Annotated in this window: 17 protein-coding genes and 5 tRNA genes; 1 reads left to right on the top strand and 21 read right to left on the bottom strand. The window is 65.1% G+C overall.

Annotated elements, in window-relative coordinates:
• Positions 1–25 precede the first annotated feature (25 nt).
• Positions 26–2,305: a patatin-like phospholipase family protein gene (locus IPM49_05965; GenBank protein MBK9274075.1), complete on the top strand. Its 2,280-nt coding sequence runs from the start codon at positions 26–28 to the stop codon at positions 2,303–2,305.
• A gap of 45 nt (positions 2,306–2,350) precedes the next feature.
• Here the strand turns inward: IPM49_05965 and IPM49_05970 are convergent, their stop codons facing one another.
• From IPM49_05970 to IPM49_06070, 21 genes are all read right to left on the bottom strand, one after another.
• A complete protein-coding gene (locus IPM49_05970) occupies positions 2,351–2,671 on the bottom strand; it encodes a DUF3467 domain-containing protein (protein MBK9274076.1) in 321 nt (106 codons plus the stop codon).
• 80 nt (positions 2,672–2,751) lie between these two features.
• Positions 2,752–7,047, bottom strand: a complete 4,296-nt coding sequence (gene rpoC / locus IPM49_05975) for a DNA-directed RNA polymerase subunit beta' (GenBank protein ID MBK9274077.1) — start codon at positions 7,045–7,047, stop codon at positions 2,752–2,754.
• Positions 7,048–7,094: 47 nt separating this feature from the next.
• Complete coding sequence (gene rpoB, locus IPM49_05980) at positions 7,095–10,916, bottom strand: DNA-directed RNA polymerase subunit beta (protein ID MBK9274078.1); 3,822 nt, start codon at positions 10,914–10,916, stop codon at positions 7,095–7,097.
• A 175-nt stretch (positions 10,917–11,091) separates the two neighbouring features.
• A complete protein-coding gene (gene rplL / locus IPM49_05985; protein MBK9274079.1) occupies positions 11,092–11,472 on the bottom strand; it encodes a 50S ribosomal protein L7/L12 in 381 nt (126 codons plus the stop codon).
• A 96-nt stretch (positions 11,473–11,568) separates the two neighbouring features.
• The gene (locus IPM49_05990; GenBank protein MBK9274080.1) at positions 11,569–12,099 is read right to left on the bottom strand and encodes a 50S ribosomal protein L10; all 531 of its coding nucleotides are present in this window, start codon (positions 12,097–12,099) and stop codon (positions 11,569–11,571) included.
• A 19-nt stretch (positions 12,100–12,118) separates the two neighbouring features.
• On the bottom strand, positions 12,119–12,811 hold the full coding sequence (locus tag IPM49_05995; protein MBK9274081.1) for a 50S ribosomal protein L1: 693 nt from the start codon (positions 12,809–12,811) through the stop codon (positions 12,119–12,121).
• A gap of 4 nt (positions 12,812–12,815) precedes the next feature.
• The gene (gene rplK, locus IPM49_06000; GenBank protein MBK9274082.1) at positions 12,816–13,262 is read right to left on the bottom strand and encodes a 50S ribosomal protein L11; all 447 of its coding nucleotides are present in this window, start codon (positions 13,260–13,262) and stop codon (positions 12,816–12,818) included.
• Positions 13,263–13,405: 143 nt separating this feature from the next.
• The gene (gene nusG / locus IPM49_06005; protein MBK9274083.1) at positions 13,406–13,963 is read right to left on the bottom strand and encodes a transcription termination/antitermination factor NusG; all 558 of its coding nucleotides are present in this window, start codon (positions 13,961–13,963) and stop codon (positions 13,406–13,408) included.
• Positions 13,964–13,965: 2 nt separating this feature from the next.
• Positions 13,966–14,193, bottom strand: coding sequence for a preprotein translocase subunit SecE (gene secE, locus IPM49_06010; GenBank protein ID MBK9274084.1), 228 nt, complete (start codon positions 14,191–14,193; stop codon positions 13,966–13,968).
• Between the two features lie 18 nt (positions 14,194–14,211).
• Positions 14,212–14,284: transfer RNA gene (locus tag IPM49_06015), tRNA-Trp, on the bottom strand.
• Between the two features lie 75 nt (positions 14,285–14,359).
• A complete protein-coding gene (gene tuf, locus IPM49_06020) occupies positions 14,360–15,547 on the bottom strand; it encodes an elongation factor Tu (GenBank protein MBK9274085.1) in 1,188 nt (395 codons plus the stop codon).
• A 102-nt stretch (positions 15,548–15,649) separates the two neighbouring features.
• Positions 15,650–15,721: transfer RNA gene (locus IPM49_06025), tRNA-Thr, on the bottom strand.
• 63 nt (positions 15,722–15,784) lie between these two features.
• Positions 15,785–15,857, bottom strand: a tRNA-Gly gene (locus IPM49_06030).
• A gap of 55 nt (positions 15,858–15,912) precedes the next feature.
• Positions 15,913–15,998 (bottom strand) — tRNA-Tyr (locus IPM49_06035).
• A 14-nt stretch (positions 15,999–16,012) separates the two neighbouring features.
• Positions 16,013–16,085 (bottom strand) — tRNA-Thr (locus IPM49_06040).
• Between the two features lie 171 nt (positions 16,086–16,256).
• Complete coding sequence (raiA, locus tag IPM49_06045; protein ID MBK9274086.1) at positions 16,257–16,553, bottom strand: ribosome-associated translation inhibitor RaiA; 297 nt, start codon at positions 16,551–16,553, stop codon at positions 16,257–16,259.
• A 7-nt stretch (positions 16,554–16,560) separates the two neighbouring features.
• On the bottom strand, positions 16,561–17,457 hold the full coding sequence (locus tag IPM49_06050) for a tyrosine-type recombinase/integrase (protein MBK9274087.1): 897 nt from the start codon (positions 17,455–17,457) through the stop codon (positions 16,561–16,563).
• 68 nt (positions 17,458–17,525) lie between these two features.
• The gene (locus IPM49_06055) at positions 17,526–17,717 is read right to left on the bottom strand and encodes a 30S ribosomal protein S21 (protein ID MBK9274088.1); all 192 of its coding nucleotides are present in this window, start codon (positions 17,715–17,717) and stop codon (positions 17,526–17,528) included.
• 61 nt (positions 17,718–17,778) lie between these two features.
• Positions 17,779–18,921, bottom strand: a complete 1,143-nt coding sequence (locus IPM49_06060) for an acyl-CoA dehydrogenase family protein (protein ID MBK9274089.1) — start codon at positions 18,919–18,921, stop codon at positions 17,779–17,781.
• 6 nt (positions 18,922–18,927) lie between these two features.
• Entirely contained in the window at positions 18,928–19,458 is a 531-nt protein-coding gene (locus tag IPM49_06065; protein ID MBK9274090.1) for an adenine phosphoribosyltransferase, read from the bottom strand.
• On the bottom strand, positions 19,458–20,399 hold the full coding sequence (locus tag IPM49_06070) for a helix-hairpin-helix domain-containing protein (protein MBK9274091.1): 942 nt from the start codon (positions 20,397–20,399) through the stop codon (positions 19,458–19,460). Before IPM49_06070 ends, IPM49_06065 begins: the two co-directional genes overlap by 1 nt.
• Positions 20,400–20,407 lie beyond the last annotated feature (8 nt).

A 20,407-nucleotide genomic window follows, 5' to 3' on the forward strand; every position in this document is an offset into this window, starting at 1 on the left:
GGCGGGCTACTTTTGCCCATCCACCATGCGCGCTCGGCTCCTGCACCTGCTTCTGCTGCTGCTGCCCTTCGGGGGCCAGGCCCAGACCGTGGGTGTGGTGCTCAGCGGTGGCGGTGCCTCGGCCATGACGCACATCGGCGTGCTGATGGCCTTGGAGGACCACGGCATCCCCATCGACTTCATCACCGGCAGCAGCATGGGGGCCCTGGTGGGCGCGATGTACGCCGCCGGCTATTCCCCGCACGAGATCGACAGCCTGTTCCGGACGGACCTCTACCGCACGATGGCGGAGGGCGGCGTGGAGGACCGCTATACCTACTTCTTCAAGCACGACCAGCCGGACGCCTCGGTGATCAACGTGAAGATCGACCTGGACACGCTGTTGCAGACCTCCCTGCCCACCAACCTCCGCAGCCCGGTGCTGATCGATTTCGAGCAGATGCGCGGCTTCGCCGGCGCCAGTGCGGCCAGTAGCCACGACATGGACAGCCTCTTCGTGCCCTTCCGCTGTGTGGCGAGCGACATCACCGCGCAGCGGCCGGTGCTGTTCCGCCGTGGCGACCTGGCGCGGGCCGTGCGCGCCAGCATGAGCTACCCGTTCTACTTCAAGCCGATCAGGGTGGACGGGCACCTGATGATGGACGGGGGCCTGTACAACAATTTCCCCAGCGACATCATGTACGAGGAGTTCCTGCCCGACGTGATCATCGGCAGCAACGTGGCCAGCAACTCCGCACCGCCCAGCGAGGACGACCTGTTGAGCCAGTTGAAGGCGATGTTGCAGGAACCGACCGATTACTCGGTGCGGTGCGATAACGGGCTCATCATCGAACCGCGCACCAGCACGGGCCTCTTCGATTTCAGCCGCATCGGTCCCACGATCGAGGAGGGCTACGCCGCGGCGATGGAGTGGATGCCGGAGATCGAGGCGCTGATCGCCCGGCGCACCGGTGCCGCGGAGGTGGCCGAGCGGCGCGCGGCCTTCCGGGCCCGCTGGCCGCAGCTCCGGTTCGGCGCCCTGGAGGTCACCGGCCTGCGCAAGGGGCGGGCCCGATATGTGGAACGCATGCTCACCGACCGCGACGGGGGCATCGACGAGCGCCGACTCAAGAGCCTGTACTTCCGGCTGCACGATGACGACAACATCGGGCGCCTTTACCCGTCCGCGCTCTACCGGCCCGAACGGGGCGACTTCGACCTGCGCGTGGACGTGGGCGCCGAAAAGGACCTGCACGCCCGGTTCGGGGGCATGTTCTCCTCACGGCCCATCAACACGGGCATGGTGGGGCTGCGCTACAACCTCTTCGGCCGCTGGAGCTCCTCGCTGCAGGCGCTCTCGTGGTTCGGCAAGTTCTATGCGGCCGGCCAGGTGCGCCTGCGCGCCGACCTGCCCACCGCGGCGCCCCTCTACCTCGAGCCGTTGTTCACGATCCACCGCATGGACCACTTCCGCAGTTTCGCCACCTTCTTCGACGAGGTGCGGCCCTCCTTCGTGGTGCTGCGTGAGACCTGGGGCGGAGTGAACGCCGGCCTGGGCCTGGGCAACAAGGGCCGCATGCGGGTGGATGTGAAATACGGCCAGACACGGGACAGTTACTACCAGCGTATCGATTTCAGCCCCACCGATACGGCGGACGTCACCGAGCTCTCCCACTGGACGGGCGGGCTCATCGCCGAGCGGAACTCGCTGAACCGCAAGCAGCACGCCAACGCGGGGGAGCAGCTGAAGTTCGAGGCCCGGTACGTCTCCGGACAGGAACGTACGGAGCCGGGCTCGACCAACTCCCAGCGTGACCTGGTGCGGGACCAGCACGATTGGTTCTTCCTGAAGGCCACGCTGGACAAGTACTTCCTGCCGCGCGGCATGTTCAAGTTCGGCGGACTGGTGGAGGCGCTCTACAGCAACTATCCCTTCTTCGCGAACTATACGGCCACGGTGGCCCGTGCCCCGGTGTTCCAACCCACACCGGAGAGCAGGACCTATTTCCTGGAGAACTTCCGGGCCCAGCAGTACATCGCGGGCGGTCTGCGCACCATCATCGCCGTGGCGCGCAACCGGTTCGATCTGCGGCTGGAGGGGTACGTGTTCCAACCCTACCGGGCCGTCCTGCGCACGGCGGACGATGAGCCCGAGGCGGGCCTTGCCGTGAGCGACCGGGCCTACCTGGCCTCCGGTTCGCTGATCTACCAGAGCCCGGTGGGCCCCATCTGGTTCAACACCAGCTACATCGACGGCCTGCCCGAGCCGTGGGCCTTCAGCCTCAATTTCGGCTACGTGATCTTCGCCCAGCGCAGCTGGGAATGACAAAGCCCCGGGTGACCGGGGCCTTGTCCACGGTGATCGCCGGGCTCAGGCCTGCGCCGTGGGCCCGCCGAAGTTCATGGGCACCTCCGGCATCTCGCTCTCGCGGATGGGGCCGTGCACCTGCTCGAACTTCTGCACGTTGTCCGCCAGGGCGCGCATGAGCCGCTTGGCGTGCTGCGGGGTCAGCAGGATCCGGGCCCGCACCTTGGCCTTGGGCACACCGGGCATCACGCGCACGAAATCGAGCACGAACTCCGAGTTGCTGTGGGTGATGATGGCGAGGTTGCTGTACACACCATCCGCCACTTCCTCGCTGATCTCGATGTTCAGTTGGTTGGGGCGGGGTTGGTCCTTGGGGTCTGACATGATCTTCCGGATGTGGACGCTGAGGGGGCTGAACGAGGAATGAGCTTCCTCGTTCAGCGCTCCCGGTTCAGCGTTCGGCGTTACTCATCGATCTCCTGGGCGGCCAGGTTGTCCGCCATCATGCGGGCATACTCCTCCTTGTTGTACACGGTGACCTCCTGGAAGCGGCGGGTGCCGGTACCGGCGGGGATGAGATGGCCCACGATGACGTTCTCCTTGAGGCCGTTGAGGTGATCCTCCTTGGCGTTCACGGCGGCCTCGTTCAGCACCTTGGTGGTCTCCTGGAAGGAGGCGGCACTGATGAAGCTGTCGGTCTGCAGGCTGGCGCGCGTGATGCCCTGGAGCAGGGTGCGGGCCGTGGCCGGGCGGGCGGCGCGGGCCTCCACCAGCTTCTGGTCCTTGCGCTTCAGCACGCTGTTCTCATCGCGCAGCCTGCGCATGGTCACCATCTGGCCCTCCTTCATGGTGCTGCTGTCGCCGGCGTCGGTCACCACCATCTTGTCGAACAGGTCGTCGTTCTCCTCCATGAACTCGGTCTTGTTCACGGCCTGTTTCTCCAGGAAGCGGGTGTCGCCGGGGTCCTCGATCTCCACCTTCCGCATCATCTGGCGCACGATCACCTCGAAGTGCTTGTCGTTGATCTTCACGCCCTGCATGCGGTACACCTCCTGCACCTCGTCCACAAGGTACTCCTGCACGCGGGTGGGGCCCTGGATGTCCAGGATGTCGGTGGGGCTGATGGAACCATCGCTCAGGGGCTGACCGGCCTTCACGAAGTCGTTCTCCTGCACCAGGATGTGCTTGCTCAGCGGCACCAGGTAGTACTTGCGCTCGCCGGTGCGGCTCTCCACGATGATCTCGCGGTTGCCGCGCTTGATCTTGCCGTAGGAGATGATGCCGTCGATCTCGCTGACGATGGCCGGGTTGCTCGGGTTGCGGGCCTCGAAAAGCTCCGTCACGCGCGGCAGACCGCCGGTGATGTCACCGCCCTTGCCGCTGGTCCGCGGGATCTTCACCAGCACGTCGCCGGCCTCGATCTTCTGGCCGTCCTCCACGATGATGTGGGCGCCCACCGGCAGGCTGTAGCTCTTCAGCTCCTCCTTGCCCTTGGGGTCCATGATGCGGATGGTCGGGTTCTTCTTCTTGTCGCGGCTCTCCACGATCACCTTCTCGGTGAAGCCCGTCTGCTCGTCGATCTCCTCGCGGTACGTCACGCTCTCCTCGATGCTCTCGAAGGACAGGCTGCCCGCCAGCTCGGAGATGATCACCGCGTTGTACGGGTCCCAGGTGCAGATCACGTCGCCCTTCTTCACCTTGCCCGGCTTGCCGTACAGGTAGGCGCCGTAGGGCACGTTGCTCGTGGTGAGCACGATGCCCGTGTTGCTGTCCACGATGCGCATCTCGGTGCTGCGGCTGATGACCACTTCGGCGTCGTCGCCCTTGCGGTCCTTCTTCTTCACGGTGCGCAGCTCGTCGATCTCCAGGATGCCGTCGTACTTGGCCGTGATCTGGCTCTCCTCGGTGATCTTGCCGGCCACACCACCCACGTGGAAGGTGCGCAGGGTGAGCTGCGTGCCGGGTTCGCCGATGGACTGCGCGGCGATGACGCCCACGGCCTCGCCCATCTGCACCTTGCGGCCCGTGGCCAGGTTGCGGCCGTAGCACTTGCCGCACACGCCCTGCTTCTGTTCGCAGGTGAGCACGCTGCGGATCTCCACCTCCTCGATGGGGCTCGCCCCGATGGCGGCCGCGATGTCCTCGGTGATCTGCTCACCGCCGGACACCAGCAGCTCCCCGGTCTGCGGATGATGGATGTCGTGCACCGCGGTGCGGCCCAGGATGCGGTCGTGCAGGGACTCCACCACCTCCTCGTTCTTCTTGAGGGCGGTGGCCACCAGGCCGCGCAGGGTGCCGCAGTCCTCGGTGGTGATCACCACGTCCTGCGCCACATCCACCAGACGGCGGGTGAGGTAGCCGGCATCGGCGGTCTTGAGGGCCGTATCGGCCAGGCCTTTCCGCGCACCGTGGGTGCTGATGAAGTACTCCAGGATGGAGAGGCCCTCCTTGAAGTTGGACAGGATGGGGTTCTCGATGATGTCCTGACCGCCGCCTCCGCCGCTCTTCTGGGGCTTGGCCATCAGGCCCCGCATGCCGCTGAGCTGACGGATCTGCTCCTTCGATCCGCGGGCGCCGCTGTCCATCATCATGTAGATGGAGTTGAAGCCCTGTTTGTCGCTCTTGATGCGCTCCATGAGGCTGAACGTCACCTTCGAGTTGGTGTGCGTCCAGATATCGATCGTCTGGTTGTACCGCTCGTTGTTGGTGATGAGGCCCATGTTGTAGTTGTTGGTCACCTCGTCCACCTCCTTCTGGGCGGCGCCGACCAGCTTGTCCTTCTCGTCGGGCACCACCACGTCCATCAGGTTGAAGCTGAGACCGCCGCGGAAGGCGCTCATGAAGCCCAGCTCCTTGATGTCGTCCAGGAACTGCGCCGCCTTGGCCGTGCCGCACTCCTTCAGCACCAGGCCGATGATGTCGCGCAGCGCCTTCTTGGTGAGCAGTTCGTTGATGAAGCCCACCTCGTCGGGCACCACCTCGTTGAAGAGCACACGGCCGCAGGTGGTCTCGATCATGCGCGACGTGCCCGTCTTGGGATCGGTCCAGCGCACCTTGATCCAGCTGTGCAGGTCCACCTGGCCCTCGTTGTAGGCGATGATGAGCTCCTCGGGGCTGTAGAAGCTGCGACCCTCGCCCTTCATGGTGCGCTCCTTGTCGCTCTTGCGGCCCTTGGTGATGTAGTACAGGCCGAGCACCATGTCCTGGCTGGGCACCGCGATGGGCGCGCCGTTGGCCGGGTTCAGGATGTTGTGGCTGGCCAGCATCAGCAGCTGCGCCTCCAGGATGGCGGCGTGGCCCAGGGGCACGTGCACGGCCATCTGGTCACCGTCGAAGTCGGCGTTGAAGGCCGTGCACACCAGCGGGTGCAGCTGGATGGCCTTGCCCTCGATCAGCTTGGGCTGGAAGGCCTGGATGCCGAGGCGGTGCAGCGTCGGAGCGCGGTTCAGCAGCACGGGGTGGCCCTTGAGCACGTTCTCCAGGATGTCCCACACCACGGGCTCCTTCTTGTCCACGATCTTCTTGGCGCTCTTCACCGTCTTCACGATCCCCCGCTCAATGAGCTTGCGGATGATGAACGGCTTGAAGAGCTCGGCGGCCATGTCCTTGGGCAGGCCGCACTCATGCAGCTTGAGCTCGGGGCCCACCACGATCACGGAACGGGCGCTGTAGTCCACGCGCTTGCCGAGGAGGTTCTGGCGGAAGCGGCCCTGCTTGCCCTTGAGCGAATCGCTCAGCGACTTCAGCGGGCGGTTGCTCTCGCTCTTCACGGCGCTGCTCTTGCGGCTGTTGTCGAACAGGCTGTCGACGGCCTCCTGGAGCATGCGCTTCTCGTTGCGCAGGATCACCTCGGGCGCCTTGATCTCCATCAGGCGCTTGAGGCGGTTGTTGCGGATGATCACACGGCGGTACAGGTCGTTCAGGTCGCTGGTAGCGAAACGGCCGCCGTCCAGGGGCACCAGGGGCCGCAGCTCGGGCGGGATCACGGGCACCACCTTCACGATCATCCACTCGGGCTTGTTCTCGCGGCGGCTGTTGGCGTCACGGAACGCCTCCACCACGTTCAGGCGCTTGAGGGCCTCGTTCTTCCGCTGCTGGCTCGTCTCGGTGTTGGCCTTGTGGCGCAGGTCGTAGCTCAAGCCGTCGAGGTCGAGGCGCTTGAGCAGTTCCTGCAGCGCGTCGGCGCCCATGCGGGCGATGAACTTGTTGGGGTCGGCATCGTCCAGGTACTGGTTCTCCTTGCCCAGCTGGTCCAGGATGTCCAGGTACTCCTCCTCGGTGAGGAAGTCCAGGTACTGCACGGGGTTGCCCTCCTTGTTCTTGGCCAGACCCGGTTGCACCACCACGTAACGCTCGTAGTAGATGATCTGGTCGAGCTTCTTGGTGGGCAGGCCCAGCAGGTAGCCGATCTTGTTGGGCAGGCTGCGGAAGTACCAGATGTGGGCCACGGGCACCACCAGCTGGATGTGGCCCATGCGCTCGCGGCGCACCTTCTTCTCGGTGACCTCCACGCCGCAGCGGTCGCACACGATCCCCTTGTAGCGGATGCGCTTGTACTTGCCGCAGTGGCATTCGAAGTCCTTGACGGGACCGAAGATGCGTTCGCAGAACAGGCCGTCGCGCTCGGGCTTGTAGGTGCGGTAGTTGATCGTCTCGGGCTTGATCACCTCCCCGTGGCTGCGCTCCAGGATCAGCTCCGGGCTGGCGAGGCTGATGACGATCTTGTTGAAGTTGCTGTTGAGCTTGACCTCCTTCTTCATGGTTGACTAGGCAAGGCGTTCGACGTTGGGTGACCGCATGGCGCTCCTCATTCGAGCGACACGTTGAGCGCGAGGCCGCGCAGTTCGTGAAGAAGCACGTTGAAGGACTCGGGGATGCCCGGGGTGGGCAGGGGTTCGCCCTTCACGATGCTCTCGTAGGCCTTGGCACGGCCCACCACGTCGTCGCTCTTCACGGTGAGGATCTCCTGCAGGATGTTGCTGGCGCCGAAGGCCTCCAGCGCCCACACCTCCATTTCGCCGAAGCGCTGGCCGCCGAACTGGGCCTTGCCACCGAGCGGCTGCTGGGTGATGAGGCTGTAGGGGCCGATGGAGCGTGCGTGCATCTTGTCGTCCACCATGTGGGCCAGCTTGATCATGTAGATCACGCCCACGGTGGCGGGCTGGTCGAAGCGCTGGCCGGTGCCGCCATCGTGCAGGAAGGTGCGGCCGAAGCGGGGCACGCCGGCCTCGTCCGTCTGCGCGTGGATCTCGTCCAGCGTGGCGCCGTCGAAGATGGGTGTGGCGTACTTGCGGCCCAGCCTCAGGCCGGCCCAGCCCAGCACGGTCTCATAGATCTGGCCGAGGTTCATGCGACTCGGCACGCCCAGCGGGTTCAGCACGATGTCCACCGGCGTTCCGTCCTCCAGGTAGGGCATGTCCGCGTCGCGCACGATGCGGGCCACGATGCCCTTGTTGCCGTGGCGGCCGGCCATCTTGTCGCCGATCGCCAGCTTGCGCTTGGCGGCCACGTACACCTTGGCCAGCTTCACGATGCCTGCGGGCAGCTCGTCGCCGATGCTCACCTGGAACTTCTTGCGCTTGTAAACGCCGCTGATGTCGTTGTGCTTGATGTTGTAGTTGTGGATGAGCTGACGGACCAGTTCGTTCACCTTCTTGTCCGCGGTCCAGTTGGTGGGGTCCACGGTGATGAAATCGATGGCCTGCAGGACCTTGGGGGTGAACTTGACGCCCTTCTTGATCTGCTCCTCCTTGTACTTGTTGTACACGCCGTTGGAGGCCTGGCCGTTCAGGAGCTGCATCATCTTGTCGATGAGCACGTTCTTCAGCTCGCCCAGCTCCTTCTCGTAGTCCTTGTCGATGGCCTCCAGCACGGCCTTCTCGTTGGTCTTGCCCTTCTTGTCCTTGATGGCACGGCTGAAGAGCTTCTTGTCGATGACCACGCCCTTGGTGCTCGGGGGCGCCTTCAGGGAGGCGTCCTTCACATCGCCGGCCTTGTCGCCGAAGATGGCGCGCAGGAGCTTCTCCTCGGGGCTGGGGTCGGTCTCGCCCTTCGGGGTGATCTTGCCGATGAGGATGTCACCCTCGTTGATCTCGGCGCCGATGCGGATCAGGCCGTGCTCGTCAAGGTCCTTCGTGGCCTCCTCGCTCACGTTGGGGATGTCCGCGGTGAGCTCCTCCAGGCCGCGCTTGGTGTCGCGCACCTCCATGATGTACTCATCGATGTGGATGGAGGTGAAGATGTCCTCGCGGGCCACGCGCTCGCTGATCACGATGGCGTCCTCGAAGTTGTAGCCCTTCCAGGGCATGAAGGCCACCAGCAGGTTGCGGCCGATGGCCAGTTCGCCATCCTGCGTGGCGTAACCCTCGCACAGCGTCTGCCCGGTGGTCACCTTCTCGCCCTTGCGCACGATGGGGCGCAGGTTGATGCAGGTGCTCTGGTTGGTCTTGAGGAACTTGGTGAGTTTGTACTCCTTCTCGTCGCCGTGGAAGCTCACGATGCGGTCCTCCTCGGTGCGTTTGTACTCGATCACGATGCGGTCGCTGTCCACGTACTTCACCACGCCCTCGCCCTCGGCGGTGAGCAGTACGCGGCTGTCGCGGGCCACGAGCTCCTCCAGGCCGGTGCCCACGATGGGGCTCTCGGGCCGCAGCAGCGGCACGGCCTGGCGCATCATGTTGGAGCCCATCAGCGCGCGGTTGGCGTCGTTGTGCTCCAGGAAGGGGATCAGGCTGGCGGCGATGGAGGCGATCTGGTTGGGCGCCACGTCCATGAGGTTGATCTCCTTGGGCGCCACCACCGGGAAGTCGCCCATCAGGCGGGCCTTCACCCGGTTGCTGTTGAACTCGCCTTCGGGGGTCACCTGGGCGTTGGCCTGGGCGATCATCTTGTTGTCCTCCTCCTCGGCGCTCAGGTACACCGGCTCGGCCTTCAGGTCCACCTTGCCCTCGGTCACCGGGCGGTAGGGTGTTTCGATGAAGCCCAGGCTGTTGATCTTGCTGTACACGCAGAGGCTGCTGATCAGACCGATGTTCGGGCCTTCAGGGGTCTCGATGGTGCACAGGCGGCCGTAGTGGGTGTAGTGCACGTCACGCACCTCGAAGCCGGCGCGCTCGCGGCTCAGACCGCCGGGGCCCAGGGCGCTCATGCGGCGCTTGTGGGTGATCTCGGCCAGCGGGTTGGTCTGGTCCATGAACTGGCTGAGCTGGTTCGTTCCGAAGAACGAGTTGATCACCGAGCTCAGGGTCTTGGCGTTGATCAGGTCGGTGGGCGTGAACACCTCGTTGTCGCGCACGTTCATGCGCTCGCGGATGGTGCGGGCCATGCGGGCCAGACCCACGCCGAACTGGGCGTGCAGCTGTTCGCCCACGGTGCGCACGCGGCGGTTGCTCAGGTGGTCGATGTCGTCCACATCGGCCTTGGAGTTCACCAGCTCGATCAGGTAGCGGATGATGCTGATGATGTCCTCCTTGGTGAGCACGCGCACGCTGAGCTCGCTCTCCAGGCCCAGCTTCTTGTTGATGCGGTAGCGGCCCACCTCGCCCAGGTCGTAGCGCTGCTCGCTGAAGAACAGCTTGTCGATCACCCCGCGGGCGGTCTCCAGATCGGGCGGTTCGGCGTTGCGGAGCTGGCGGTAGATCACCTCCACGGCCTCCTTCTCGGAGTTGGAGGTGTCCTTCTGCAGGGTGTTGTAGATGAGGGCGTAGTCGGCGGCGTTCACCCCGGCCTTGTGCAGGATGATGGTCTTGGCGCCGCTGTCCACGATCTGCTCCACATGGTGCTCCTCGATCACCGTCTCGCGGTCGATGAGCACCTCGTTGCGCTCGATGCTCACCACCTCGCCGGTGTCCTCGTCCACGAAGTCCTCCACCCAGGTCTTGAGCACACGGGCGGCGAGCTTGCGGCCCACGGCCTCCTTCATGGCGGCCTTGGTCACCTTCACCTCGTCGGCCAGGCCGAAGATGTTGAGGATGTCCTTGTCGCTCTCGAAGCCGATGGCGCGCAGCAGCGTGGTCACCGGCAGCTTCTTTTTGCGGTCGATGTAGGCGTACATCACCCCGTTGATGTCCGTGGCGAACTCGATCCACGAACCCTTGAACGGGATCACCCGGGCGCTGTAGAGCTTGGTGCCGTTGGCGTGGCGGCTCTGGCCGAAGAACACGCCGGGGCTGCGGTGCAGCTGGCTCACCACCACGCGCTCGGCCCCGTTCACCACGAAGCTGCCGCGCGGGGTCATGTAGGGGATCTGGCCCAGGTACACGTCCTGCACGATGGTCTCGAAATCCTCGTGCTCGGGGTCGGTGCAGTAGAGCTTCAGCTTGGCCTTGAGGGGCACGCTGTAGGTGAGGCCCCGTTCGATGCACTCATCGATGCTGTACCGCGGAGGGTCGATGAAGTAATCGAGGAACTCCAGCACGAACTGGTTGCGCGTGTCGGTGATCGGGAAGTTCTCCGAGAACACCTTGAAGAGGCCCTCGCTGACGCGGTTCTCGGGGAGGGTCTCGATCTGGAAGAACTCCTCGAAGCTCTTGAGCTGGATCTCGAGGAAGTCGGGATACGGGGTCGGCAGGGGGTTCGAGCCGAAGTCGATGCGCTTGCTCTTCTTGCTGATGGTCTTCGCCTGGGCCATGGGTTGCGATCGGGGAAAGGGAACGGGAAGGGACCGGGGAACTTCGGGTGCGGCCGGGCGCTGGGCGCCGGGCGGTGCACATCGGGGCGGGGAACGACGTGCGACCACGACGCATCCGATCAGGCCCCGCAAGGGGTCTGTCCGGAGCGCCGTGGTCGTTGCGTCGTCAGGGGCTTTACTTGACCTCGACCTCTGCGCCGGCCTCCGTCAGTTGCTGCTTGATGGACTCTGCCTCCTCCTTGGAGACGCCCTCCTTCAGCGGCTTGGGAGCGCCGTCCACCAGGTCCTTGGCCTCCTTCAGGCCGAGGCCCGAAAGTTCCTTCACCAGCTTCACCACGGCGAGCTTGTTCTGTCCGCCGGATTTCAGGATCACGTCGAAGCTGGTCTTGGCGGGGGCGGCCTCACCACCACCGGCGGCGGCGCCACCGGCGGCCACGGCCACGGCTGCGGCGGCGGGCTCGATCTTGTATTCGTCCTTCAGGTACTGGGCCAGGTCGTTCACCTCCTTCACGGTGAGGCTCACGAGCTGATCGCCCAGGGCTTTGATGTCTGCCATTGTTGCGGGTTGTTACTGAGTTGAGAGAAGGGAAGCTATCGGAAGTGCGTAACGCGTTCGTGGGGCGGCGGTCACACCGCCCTTGGTGTCTTGTTCTCAGGCGGCTCGCTCCTGCAGGGCCTTCACCAGGCCGGCGACCTTCTGGCCACCGGAGGCCTGGAGGCCGCCGAGCACGTTCTTGATCGGGCTTTGGAGCAGTGCGATGATGTCGCCGATGAGCTCCTCCTTGCCCTTGAGCGTGGCGAGCACGGCCACCTGGTCGTCGCCCACGAAGACGGCCTGGTCGATCCAGGCGCTCTTCAGCACGGGCTTCTTGTGGGTCCTGCGGAAATCCTGGATCAGCTTCGCGGGGGCGTTGCCCTTCTCGGCGAACAGGATCGACGTCTGGCCCTTGAGCGAGCCCACGAGCCCGCTGTAATCGCGGTCCTCGATGCGCTCCATCGCCTTCTGCAGCAGGGTGTTCTTCACCACCTTCATGCGGATGCCGGCCTTGTGGCAGCTGCGACGCAGGTTGCTGGTGGCCTCGGCCGTCAGTTCGCTCGTGTCAGCCAGGTACAGCACGTTGGTCGCCTTGATCTCCTCGATCAGGTCGGCGATCGCCTGGTCCTTTTCGGTACGGGTTGCCATGGTTCTCGGGGATCTGGGGTTACTGCACGGTACGGGTGTCCACCTTGACCCCCGGGCTCATCGTGCTGCTGATGGCGATGCTCTTGATGTACGCACCCTTCGCGGTGCTGGGCTTCAGCTTGATCAGGGTCTGGATCAGCTCGTGGGCGTTCTCGCTCAGCTTCTGGGCGTCGAAGGAGGCCTTGCCGATCACCGCATGGATGATGCCCGCCTTGTCCACCTTGAAATCGATCTTGCCCGCCTTCACCTCCTTCACGGCCTTGGCCACGTCCATGGTCACCGTGCCGGTCTTGGGGTTGGGCATCAGGCCGCGGGGACCGAGCACACGGCCCAGCGCACCCACCTTGGCCATCACGTTGGGCGTGCAGATGATCACGTCCACGTCCGTCCATCCGCCCTTGATCTTCTCCACGAACTCGTCGAGGCCGGCCATGTCGGCACCGGCGGCGGTGGCCTCCTCGCACTTGGCGGGGTCGGCCAGCACCAGCACGCGCACGTCGCGTCCCGTCCCGTGGGGCAGGCTCACCGTGCCACGCACCATCTCGGTGCTCTTCTTGGGGTCCACTCCGAGGCGCACGGCGATGTCCACCGTGGCGTCGAACTTGGTGCTGCTGATCTGCTTCACGATGGAGGCGGCCTCCTTGAGCTCGTAGCTCTTGGTGGCGTCGTACTTGGCCATCGCGGCCTTGCGTTTCTTGGTCAGGGTCGCCATGGCATCAAGCGTTCTCAAAGGGGTTCGTACCGGTCACCGTCACTCCCATGCTGCGGGCCGTTCCGGCCACCATGCTCATGGCGCTCTGCAGCGTGAAGCAGTTCAGGTCGGGCATCTTGTCCTCGGCGATGGCCTTCACCTGGTCCCAGGTGATGCTGCCCACCTTCTTGGTGTGCGGGACACCGCTGCCGCCCTTGATCTTGGCCTGCTCGATGATCTGCACGGCCGCGGGCGGGGTCTTGATGATGAAGTCGAAGCTCTTGTCGCTGTACACGGTGATCACCACGGGCAGCACCTTGCCGGCCTTGTCCTGCGTGCGCGCATTGAACTGCTTGCAGAACTCCATGATGTTCACGCCCTTGGCGCCGAGCGCCGGGCCGATGGGGGGCGAGGGGTTCGCCGCCCCTCCCTTCACCTGGAGCTTGATCAGCCCCGATACTTCCTTGGCCATTTCTCTGGTTTTGTGTCCTGATGGCGTCCCGCACAGGATGAGGGACTCGGACGGGTTTTGCTTCTATCGTTCGGGCGACGGTCCCGTCGCGTCTTCGTGTTCGTTCGTTCCTTGACCGGTGAGGGGTGAGGCATGCGCCTTCCCTACACCTCCTTTTCAACCTGCATGAAGCTCAGTTCCAGTGGGGTCTTCCTTCCGAAGATCTTCACCATCACCTTCAGCTTCTTCTTCTCCTCGTTGATCTCCTCGATCACGCCGTTGAAGCCGTTGAAGGGACCGTCGATCACCTTCACGCCTTCGCCCACATGATAGGGGTTGTGGATGGCCTCCTCGGTCTCGGCCAGCTCGTCCACGGTGCCCAGGATGCGGTTCACCTCGCTCTGGCGCAGGGGCACCGGATCGCCACCCTTCTCGGCGCCGAGGAAGCCGATCACATCGGGCAGGTTCTTGATGCTGTGGGCGATCTCGCCGGTGAGGTCGGCCTCCATCAGCACGTAGCCGGGGAAGAAGTTGCGCTCCTTGCTCACCTTCTTGCCGTCGCGGATCTGGTAGAACTTCTCGGTGGGGATGAGCACCTGGGTGATGTACGTGCCCATGTTGGAGCGCTTCACCTCGCTCTCGATCCGCTCCTTCACCTTCTTCTCCTTTCCGGAGATGGCGCGGATGACATACCACTTGCGGTTGGCGGTCGCTACGGCCATGGTCAGCTCATCAGTTTGTAGATGAAACCGAGGATCCCCTTCCAGAAGGAGGTGTTGGTCATGTTGTGCACGCCGAACACGTAGTCCATCACGAACACCACCAGGCTGATGATGAGCGCGGTGACGAGCACCACGATGGCGCTGCCCTGAAGCTCCTTCCAGGTGGGCCAGGAGACCTTGTTGACGAGCTCGTTGTAGCTCTCGCTCAGGTATGTCTTGAAGCTTGCCACGTTGTTCGCTTGCTTGGGCACGGGTGGCAGGAATCGAACCCGCAGCCTACGGTTTTGGAGACCGTCGCTCTACCAATTGAGCTACACCCGTTCGTTGTGTCCGTTTTCGGCGGCGAAGGCCGGTCCACCTTGCGGCGGACCGGCCCGGCCACCTGGGTCGTTGTGCTTACTTGACGATCTCCGTCACCTGACCGGCACCCACGGTACGGCCACCCTCGCGGATGGCGAAGCGCAGGCCCTTGTCCATGGCGATCGGCACGATCAGCTTCACGTTGATGCTCACGTTGTCGCCCGGCATCACCATCTCGCGACCGGCCTCGAGGGTGATCTCGCCGGTGACGTCGGTGGTGCGGAAGTAGAACTGCGGGCGGTACTTGTTGTGGAAGGGGGTGTGGCGTCCGCCCTCCTCCTTCTTCAACACGTAGATCTCGGCCTTGAACTCGGTGTGCGGGGTGATGCTGCCGGGGGCGGCGATCACCATGCCGCGGCGGATGTCCTTCTTCTCGATGCCGCGCAGCAGGATGCCGCAGTTGTCGCCGGCCTCACCGCGGTCGAGCAGCTTGCGGAACATCTCCACGCCGGTGCAGGTGCTGTTCATCTTCTCCTCCTGCATGCCGATGATCTCCACGTTGTCGCCCACCTTCACCACGCCGGTCTCGATGCGGCCGGTGGCCACGGTGCCACGACCGGTGATCGTGAACACGTCCTCCACGCTCATCAGGAAGGGCTTGTCGGTGTCGCGCGGCGGCACGGGGATCCAGTTGTCCACCGCGTCCATCAGGGCCATCACGGTGTCCACCCACTTGTCCTCACCGTTCAGGGCGCCCAGGGCGCTGCCGCGGATGATCGGGGTGTTGTCGCCGTCGTACTCATAGAAGGACAGCAGCTCGCGGATCTCCATCTCCACCAGGTCCAGCAGCTCGGCGTCGTCCACCATGTCCACCTTGTTCATGAACACGACGATCTTGGGCACGCCCACCTGACGGCCGAGCAGGATGTGCTCGCGGGTCTGGGGCATGGGTCCGTCGGTGGCGGCCACCACCAGGATGGCGCCGTCCATCTGCGCGGCACCCGTCACCATGTTCTTCACATAGTCGGCGTGGCCCGGACAGTCCACGTGGGCGTAGTGACGGTTGGCCGTCTGGTACTCCACGTGGGCGGTGTTGATGGTGATGCCGCGCTCCTTCTCCTCGGGGGCGTTGTCGATGGAATCGAAGCTGCGCTTCTCCGAGAGGCCCTTGGCGGCCAGTACGGAGGTGATCGCCGCGGTCAACGTGGTCTTGCCATGGTCAACGTGACCGATGGTGCCGATGTTGACGTGCGGCTTGGTACGTTGGAAGGTCTCCTTAGCCATTGTCGTTCGGTCGTTATGGGTGTTCTGTTGTCGATCTGTCCGTTCACCTGTCGCACGTGCCTCCCCGCTTGGGGCGGGATGGAGCCGCAGCCGGTCCGGCGGAGCCTTTGACGGGAATTGAACCCGTGACCTCTTCCTTACCAAGGAAGTGCTCTACCCCTGAGCTACAAAGGCCGATGTTCTGGTCGGAGGTGGTTCGGGGCCTTGCGGCGCCCTGACCTCCTCTGATCGTGGAAGAGCGGGAGACGAGACTCGAACCCGCGACATTCAGCTTGGAAGGCTGATGCTCTACCAACTGAGCTACTCCCGCTTGAAAGGAAGGCCGATCGGCGAGGCAGGCCGGCATCCGTGGCTCCGTGAGTGAGTGGTGGGGAGAGCAGGATTCGAACCTACGAAGCTGTGAAGCAGCAGATTTACAGTCTGCCCCCGTTGGCCACTTGGGTATCTCCCCTGTTCCGATCACGGAGCCAATGGACGGATTCGAACCCCCGACCTGCTGATTACAAATCAGCTGCTCTACCAGCTGAGCTACATTGGCACGTACAGCAAGCGAAAGAACGCCTTTCACCCGCCTCCCGGAGAGGCCTCCCCGGGAATTGGGCCTGCAAATGTAGGAAACTTCCCGGCACCTCCAAACATGCGCAGGGCCCCGCCTTCCGCGGAGCCCTGCTGCTGCGGTATGCCGACCGCGACTGGCGGCGTCGCCGGCCTATTTGGGGCGGGGCTTCGAGCGCTCCAGCTGGCGCCGGATCGCCTCGGCCACCTGATCGGTGGCCTCCTCGAAGCTCTTGCTGTTGCGCTTGGCGAAGAGCTCACGGCCGGGCACGGCCATCTTCACCTCCACCACCTTGTTGCGACGGTCGTCCCCGTCATGCTCAAGCCGGAGGAAGACCTCGCTGCTGAGGATGCGGTCGTGGAACTGGTTGAGCTTCTGCAGGCGTTCGCGGATGAAGCCGACCAGCTTGATGTCGGCGTCGAAATGGATGGAATGCACGTTCACGTTCATGGTCTGCTCAGGTCGTTTGTTCGGTTCCCTGCCCCCCGCCCCGCGGGTGGGCCTGCGCATGCACCTTGCGGAGCTTCTCCACCGTGTTGTGGGTGTACACCTGGGTGGCCGCCAGGTTGGCGTGGCCCAGCAGTTCCTTCACGGCGTTGAGGTCGGCCCCGTGCTCCAGGAGGTGCGTGGCGTAGGTGTGCCGCAGCACGTGGGGGCTTCGTTTCTGTTGTGTGGTGACGGTGGCGAGCACGCGGTGTACCAGTCGTTGTACGCTGCGCCGTGCCAGCGGTCCACCGTTGCCCCCCCTCAGCAGGGGGGCCGCCGGGTCCGTGGTCGGCCGCTGGGAAAGATACGCGCGAACGGCCTCCAGCGTTCCATCCGGCAGGGGCACGAGGCGCTCCTTGTTGCGCTTGCCCAGCACCCGGATGGTGCCCCGGTGCAGGTCCACCGCGCCCACCGTAAGGCCCAGCAGCTCTGCCAGGCGGATGCCGGTGCCGTACAGCAGCTCCAGCACCAACCGCTCCTCGGGGCGCAGCTCGGCCGCGGGTCCGGCGGCATCGAACAGGGGCGCCATACGGGCCTCCGGCACGAAGGTGGGCAGCCGCCTGGGCTGTTTGGGCGGCTCCACCAGCGCCGTGGGATCGCCCTCCACCGCGCCCACCGTCTGGGCGAAACGGTAATAGGCTCGCAGCGCGCTCAACTGCCGGTTCACCGTGCGCGCACCGGTGCCATCGCTCAGCCGCTGCATGATCCACTCCCGCACATCCCCGCCCTGCGCGGCATCGATCCCCCCGGCCCCCTGGGCGGCGAGGTGGTCGGCGAACTGCCGCAGGTCACGCCGATAGGCGGACAGGGTGTGGGGACTGCACCGTTTCTCGTAGGCCAGGTGCTCCAGGAAGCGGTCGATGGACATCCGGAAAGCAAGATAGGCGAAAGGTCCGGACGGACCCCTCGCCTATCGGTACGGCGAAGCGTGCGGGCTTATTGCTCGACGCTGTACGTCTTCAGCTTGTAGGCGGCGCGGATGATCTCCTTGCGGCGCTCCACGGAGGGCTTGGTGAAGCTCTGGCGCCTGCGCAGGGCACGCATGGTGCCGGTGCGCTCGAACTTCTTCTTGAACTTCTTGAGCGCCTTATCGATGCTCTCGCCTTCCTTGACGGGGATGATCAGCATGGGGTCCTTTTGTTCGAAGGGGGCGCAAAGATAGCGCCTTCGTTGATCCGTGCAAATGGGGTCACTTGAGCACCTCCCGGCTGATCACCAGTTTCTGGATCTCGCTGGTGCCCTCACCGATGGTGCAGAGCTTGCTGTCGCGGTAGAACTTCTCCACGGGGAAGTCCTTGGTGTAGCCGTAGCCGCCGAAGATCTGCACGGCCTCGTTGCTGGCCCACACGGCCACCTCGCTGGCGTAGTACTTGGCCATGGCGCTCTCCTTGGTCATCTTCTTGCCGCGGTTCTTGAGGTCGGCGGCCTGCTGGGTGAGCAGTTCGGCGGCCTCGATGCGGGTGGCCATGTCGGCCAGCTTGAAGGAGATGGCCTGGAAGCTGGCGATGGGCTGGCCGAACTGCTGGCGCTCCTTGGCGTACTTCACGCTGGCGTCGTAGGCGCCCTTGGCGATGCCCAGGCTGAGCGCCGCGATGCTGATGCGGCCGCCGTCCAGGATCTTCATGGCCTGCTGGAAGCCCTGCCCCACCTCGCCCAGCACGTTCTCCTGCGGCACGCGGCACTCCTCGAAGATCACCTCGGCCGTTTCGCTGGCGCGCATGCCCAGCTTGTTCTCCTTCTTGCCGGCCTTCAGGCCCTTGGTGCCCCGCTCGATCACGAAGGCGGTCATGCCCTTGCTGTCCAGCAGCTCGCCGGTGCGCACGATGGCCACCACCACATCGCTGCTGATGCCGTGGGTGATCCAGCACTTGGTGCCGTTCAGCACCCACTCGTTGCCCTCCTTGCGCGCCGTGCACTTCATGCGCATGGCGTCGCTGCCGGTGTTGGGCTCGGTGAGGGCCCAGGCGCCCAGCCACTGCCCGCTGGCCAGCTTGGGCAGCCACCGGCGCTTCTGCTCCTCGTTGCCGAAGGCCAGGATGTGGCCGGTGCACAGGCTGTTGTGCGCCGCCACGCTGAGGCCCACGCTGCCGCAGATCCGGGCGGTCTCCACGATGGTGTGGATGTACTCGAAATAGCCGAGCCCCGCACCGCCATAGGTTTCCGGCACCAGCACGCCCAGCATGCCGGCCGGACCGAAGTGCTGCTTGAACAGGTCGATGGGCATGTGCTGCCGCTCGTCCCAGTCCATCACGTGGGGGCGCAGTTCGCGTTCGCACAGGTCGCGCACGGCCTGCGCGATCATGGTCTGGTTCTCGGTGGTGGTGAATTCCATGCGGGTTCAGTAGGTCACCAGGCGGATGATGTCCGCGTCGTAGGGACGCAGGCGTTCAACACCCGCCAGGGCGGAGAGTTCAATGACGAAGGTGAAGGCGGCCACGCGGCCGCCCTGCATGCGCACCAGGTCGGCGGCGGCGGCGGCGGTGCCGCCGGTGGCCAGCAGGTCGTCGTGCACCAACACCTGCATGCCGGGCCGCACCACGTCCACATGCATCTCGATCTCGGCCGTGCCGTACTCGAGGGCGTAACTGGTGCTCACCGTGCGGTGGGGCAGCTTGCCCTTCTTGCGCACGGTGACGAAGGGGACGCCGAGCCTCAAGGCCAGCGGCATGCCGTAGAGGAAGCCGCGGCTCTCGATGCCGGCGATGGCATCGATGCGGCGGCCGTCCAGGCGTTCCATGAAGCCGTCCACCACCGCCTGGCTCAGGGCGGGGTCCTCCATCACCGGGGTGATGTCACGGAACAGGATGCCCGGCTTGGGAAAGTCAGGCACCGCGCGGATGGCGGCCTGCAACCGGTCCTGTAGAACCATTACTTCACGGAAAAATAGGGCGCGAAAGTACGGAGCGTCCCTTCATCCACCAGCGCACAGCCCCGGAGGTCGTCCAGGGTGCGGAACGGACCATGCTGGCGGCGGTAGGCCACCAGGGCCTTGGCCAGCTTCCACCGCAGGTAGGGGTGCGCGGCCAGTTCCTCCACCGTGCCGCTGTTCATGGGCACGCGGCGCACCAGGGCGGTGTCCACCGTCAACAAGGTACGCAGCTGCGCAAGGGCCTCGGGCTTGTCCTTCAGCACGTACACCTCGGCCAGTTGGTCCAGGCTGTGGTAGCCGCCCAGCTGGTCGCGGTAGCGCAGGATGCCCCGGGCGAAGGACGGCCCCACGCCCGGCAGGGCCACCAGCGCGGCGCTGTCGCAGCTGTTCACCTCGAGCGGCGCGCGCTCCGGGCGCGCCGGCCGCTCCGCGCGGGTCCAGGCGCGCGTGCTGTCCCTCGTCCATCGCCGCTCCGCACGCGCTGCTCCCCCACCCTCCGCCCGGTCGGGCAGTCGCACGTAGGGCAGCAGCCGCGCCACCTGGTCGGGATGCAGGCTGCGCAGGCGGGCCAGGTCCTGCCGATGCTCGAACGTGCCGCCATGCGCGATGTAGCTCAGCACGCCGCGCGCCTGCCGTTCGCTCAGGCCCAGGCGCCGCCAGTCCTGGGCCGTGGCCGTATTGGGATCGAAGGCGAAGAGGCTGTCTGCCGCGGCGTTGCGGTCCGTGGCGCCCCGGGTGCGCAGGCTGTCGGCGGCCCGCCGTTCGGCGAGCCACACGGCCAGTTGGGCTTCCGCAGCGGCCATCAGCGCAGGGTCGGGCGGACGCTGCCGTTCCCACGCGATCCAGCCCCCGAACGCGGCCATGGCCAGCACCAGCACAAAGAGGCCGCGCCGCTCGGCGCGGTGCATGCTGAAGGCATCCATCCAACGGGCGCGGCGCATGGATCTCG

This window comes from Flavobacteriales bacterium (genome assembly GCA_016715895.1).
In the GTDB taxonomy this organism is placed as follows: domain Bacteria; phylum Bacteroidota; class Bacteroidia; order Flavobacteriales_F; family PHOS-HE28; genus PHOS-HE28.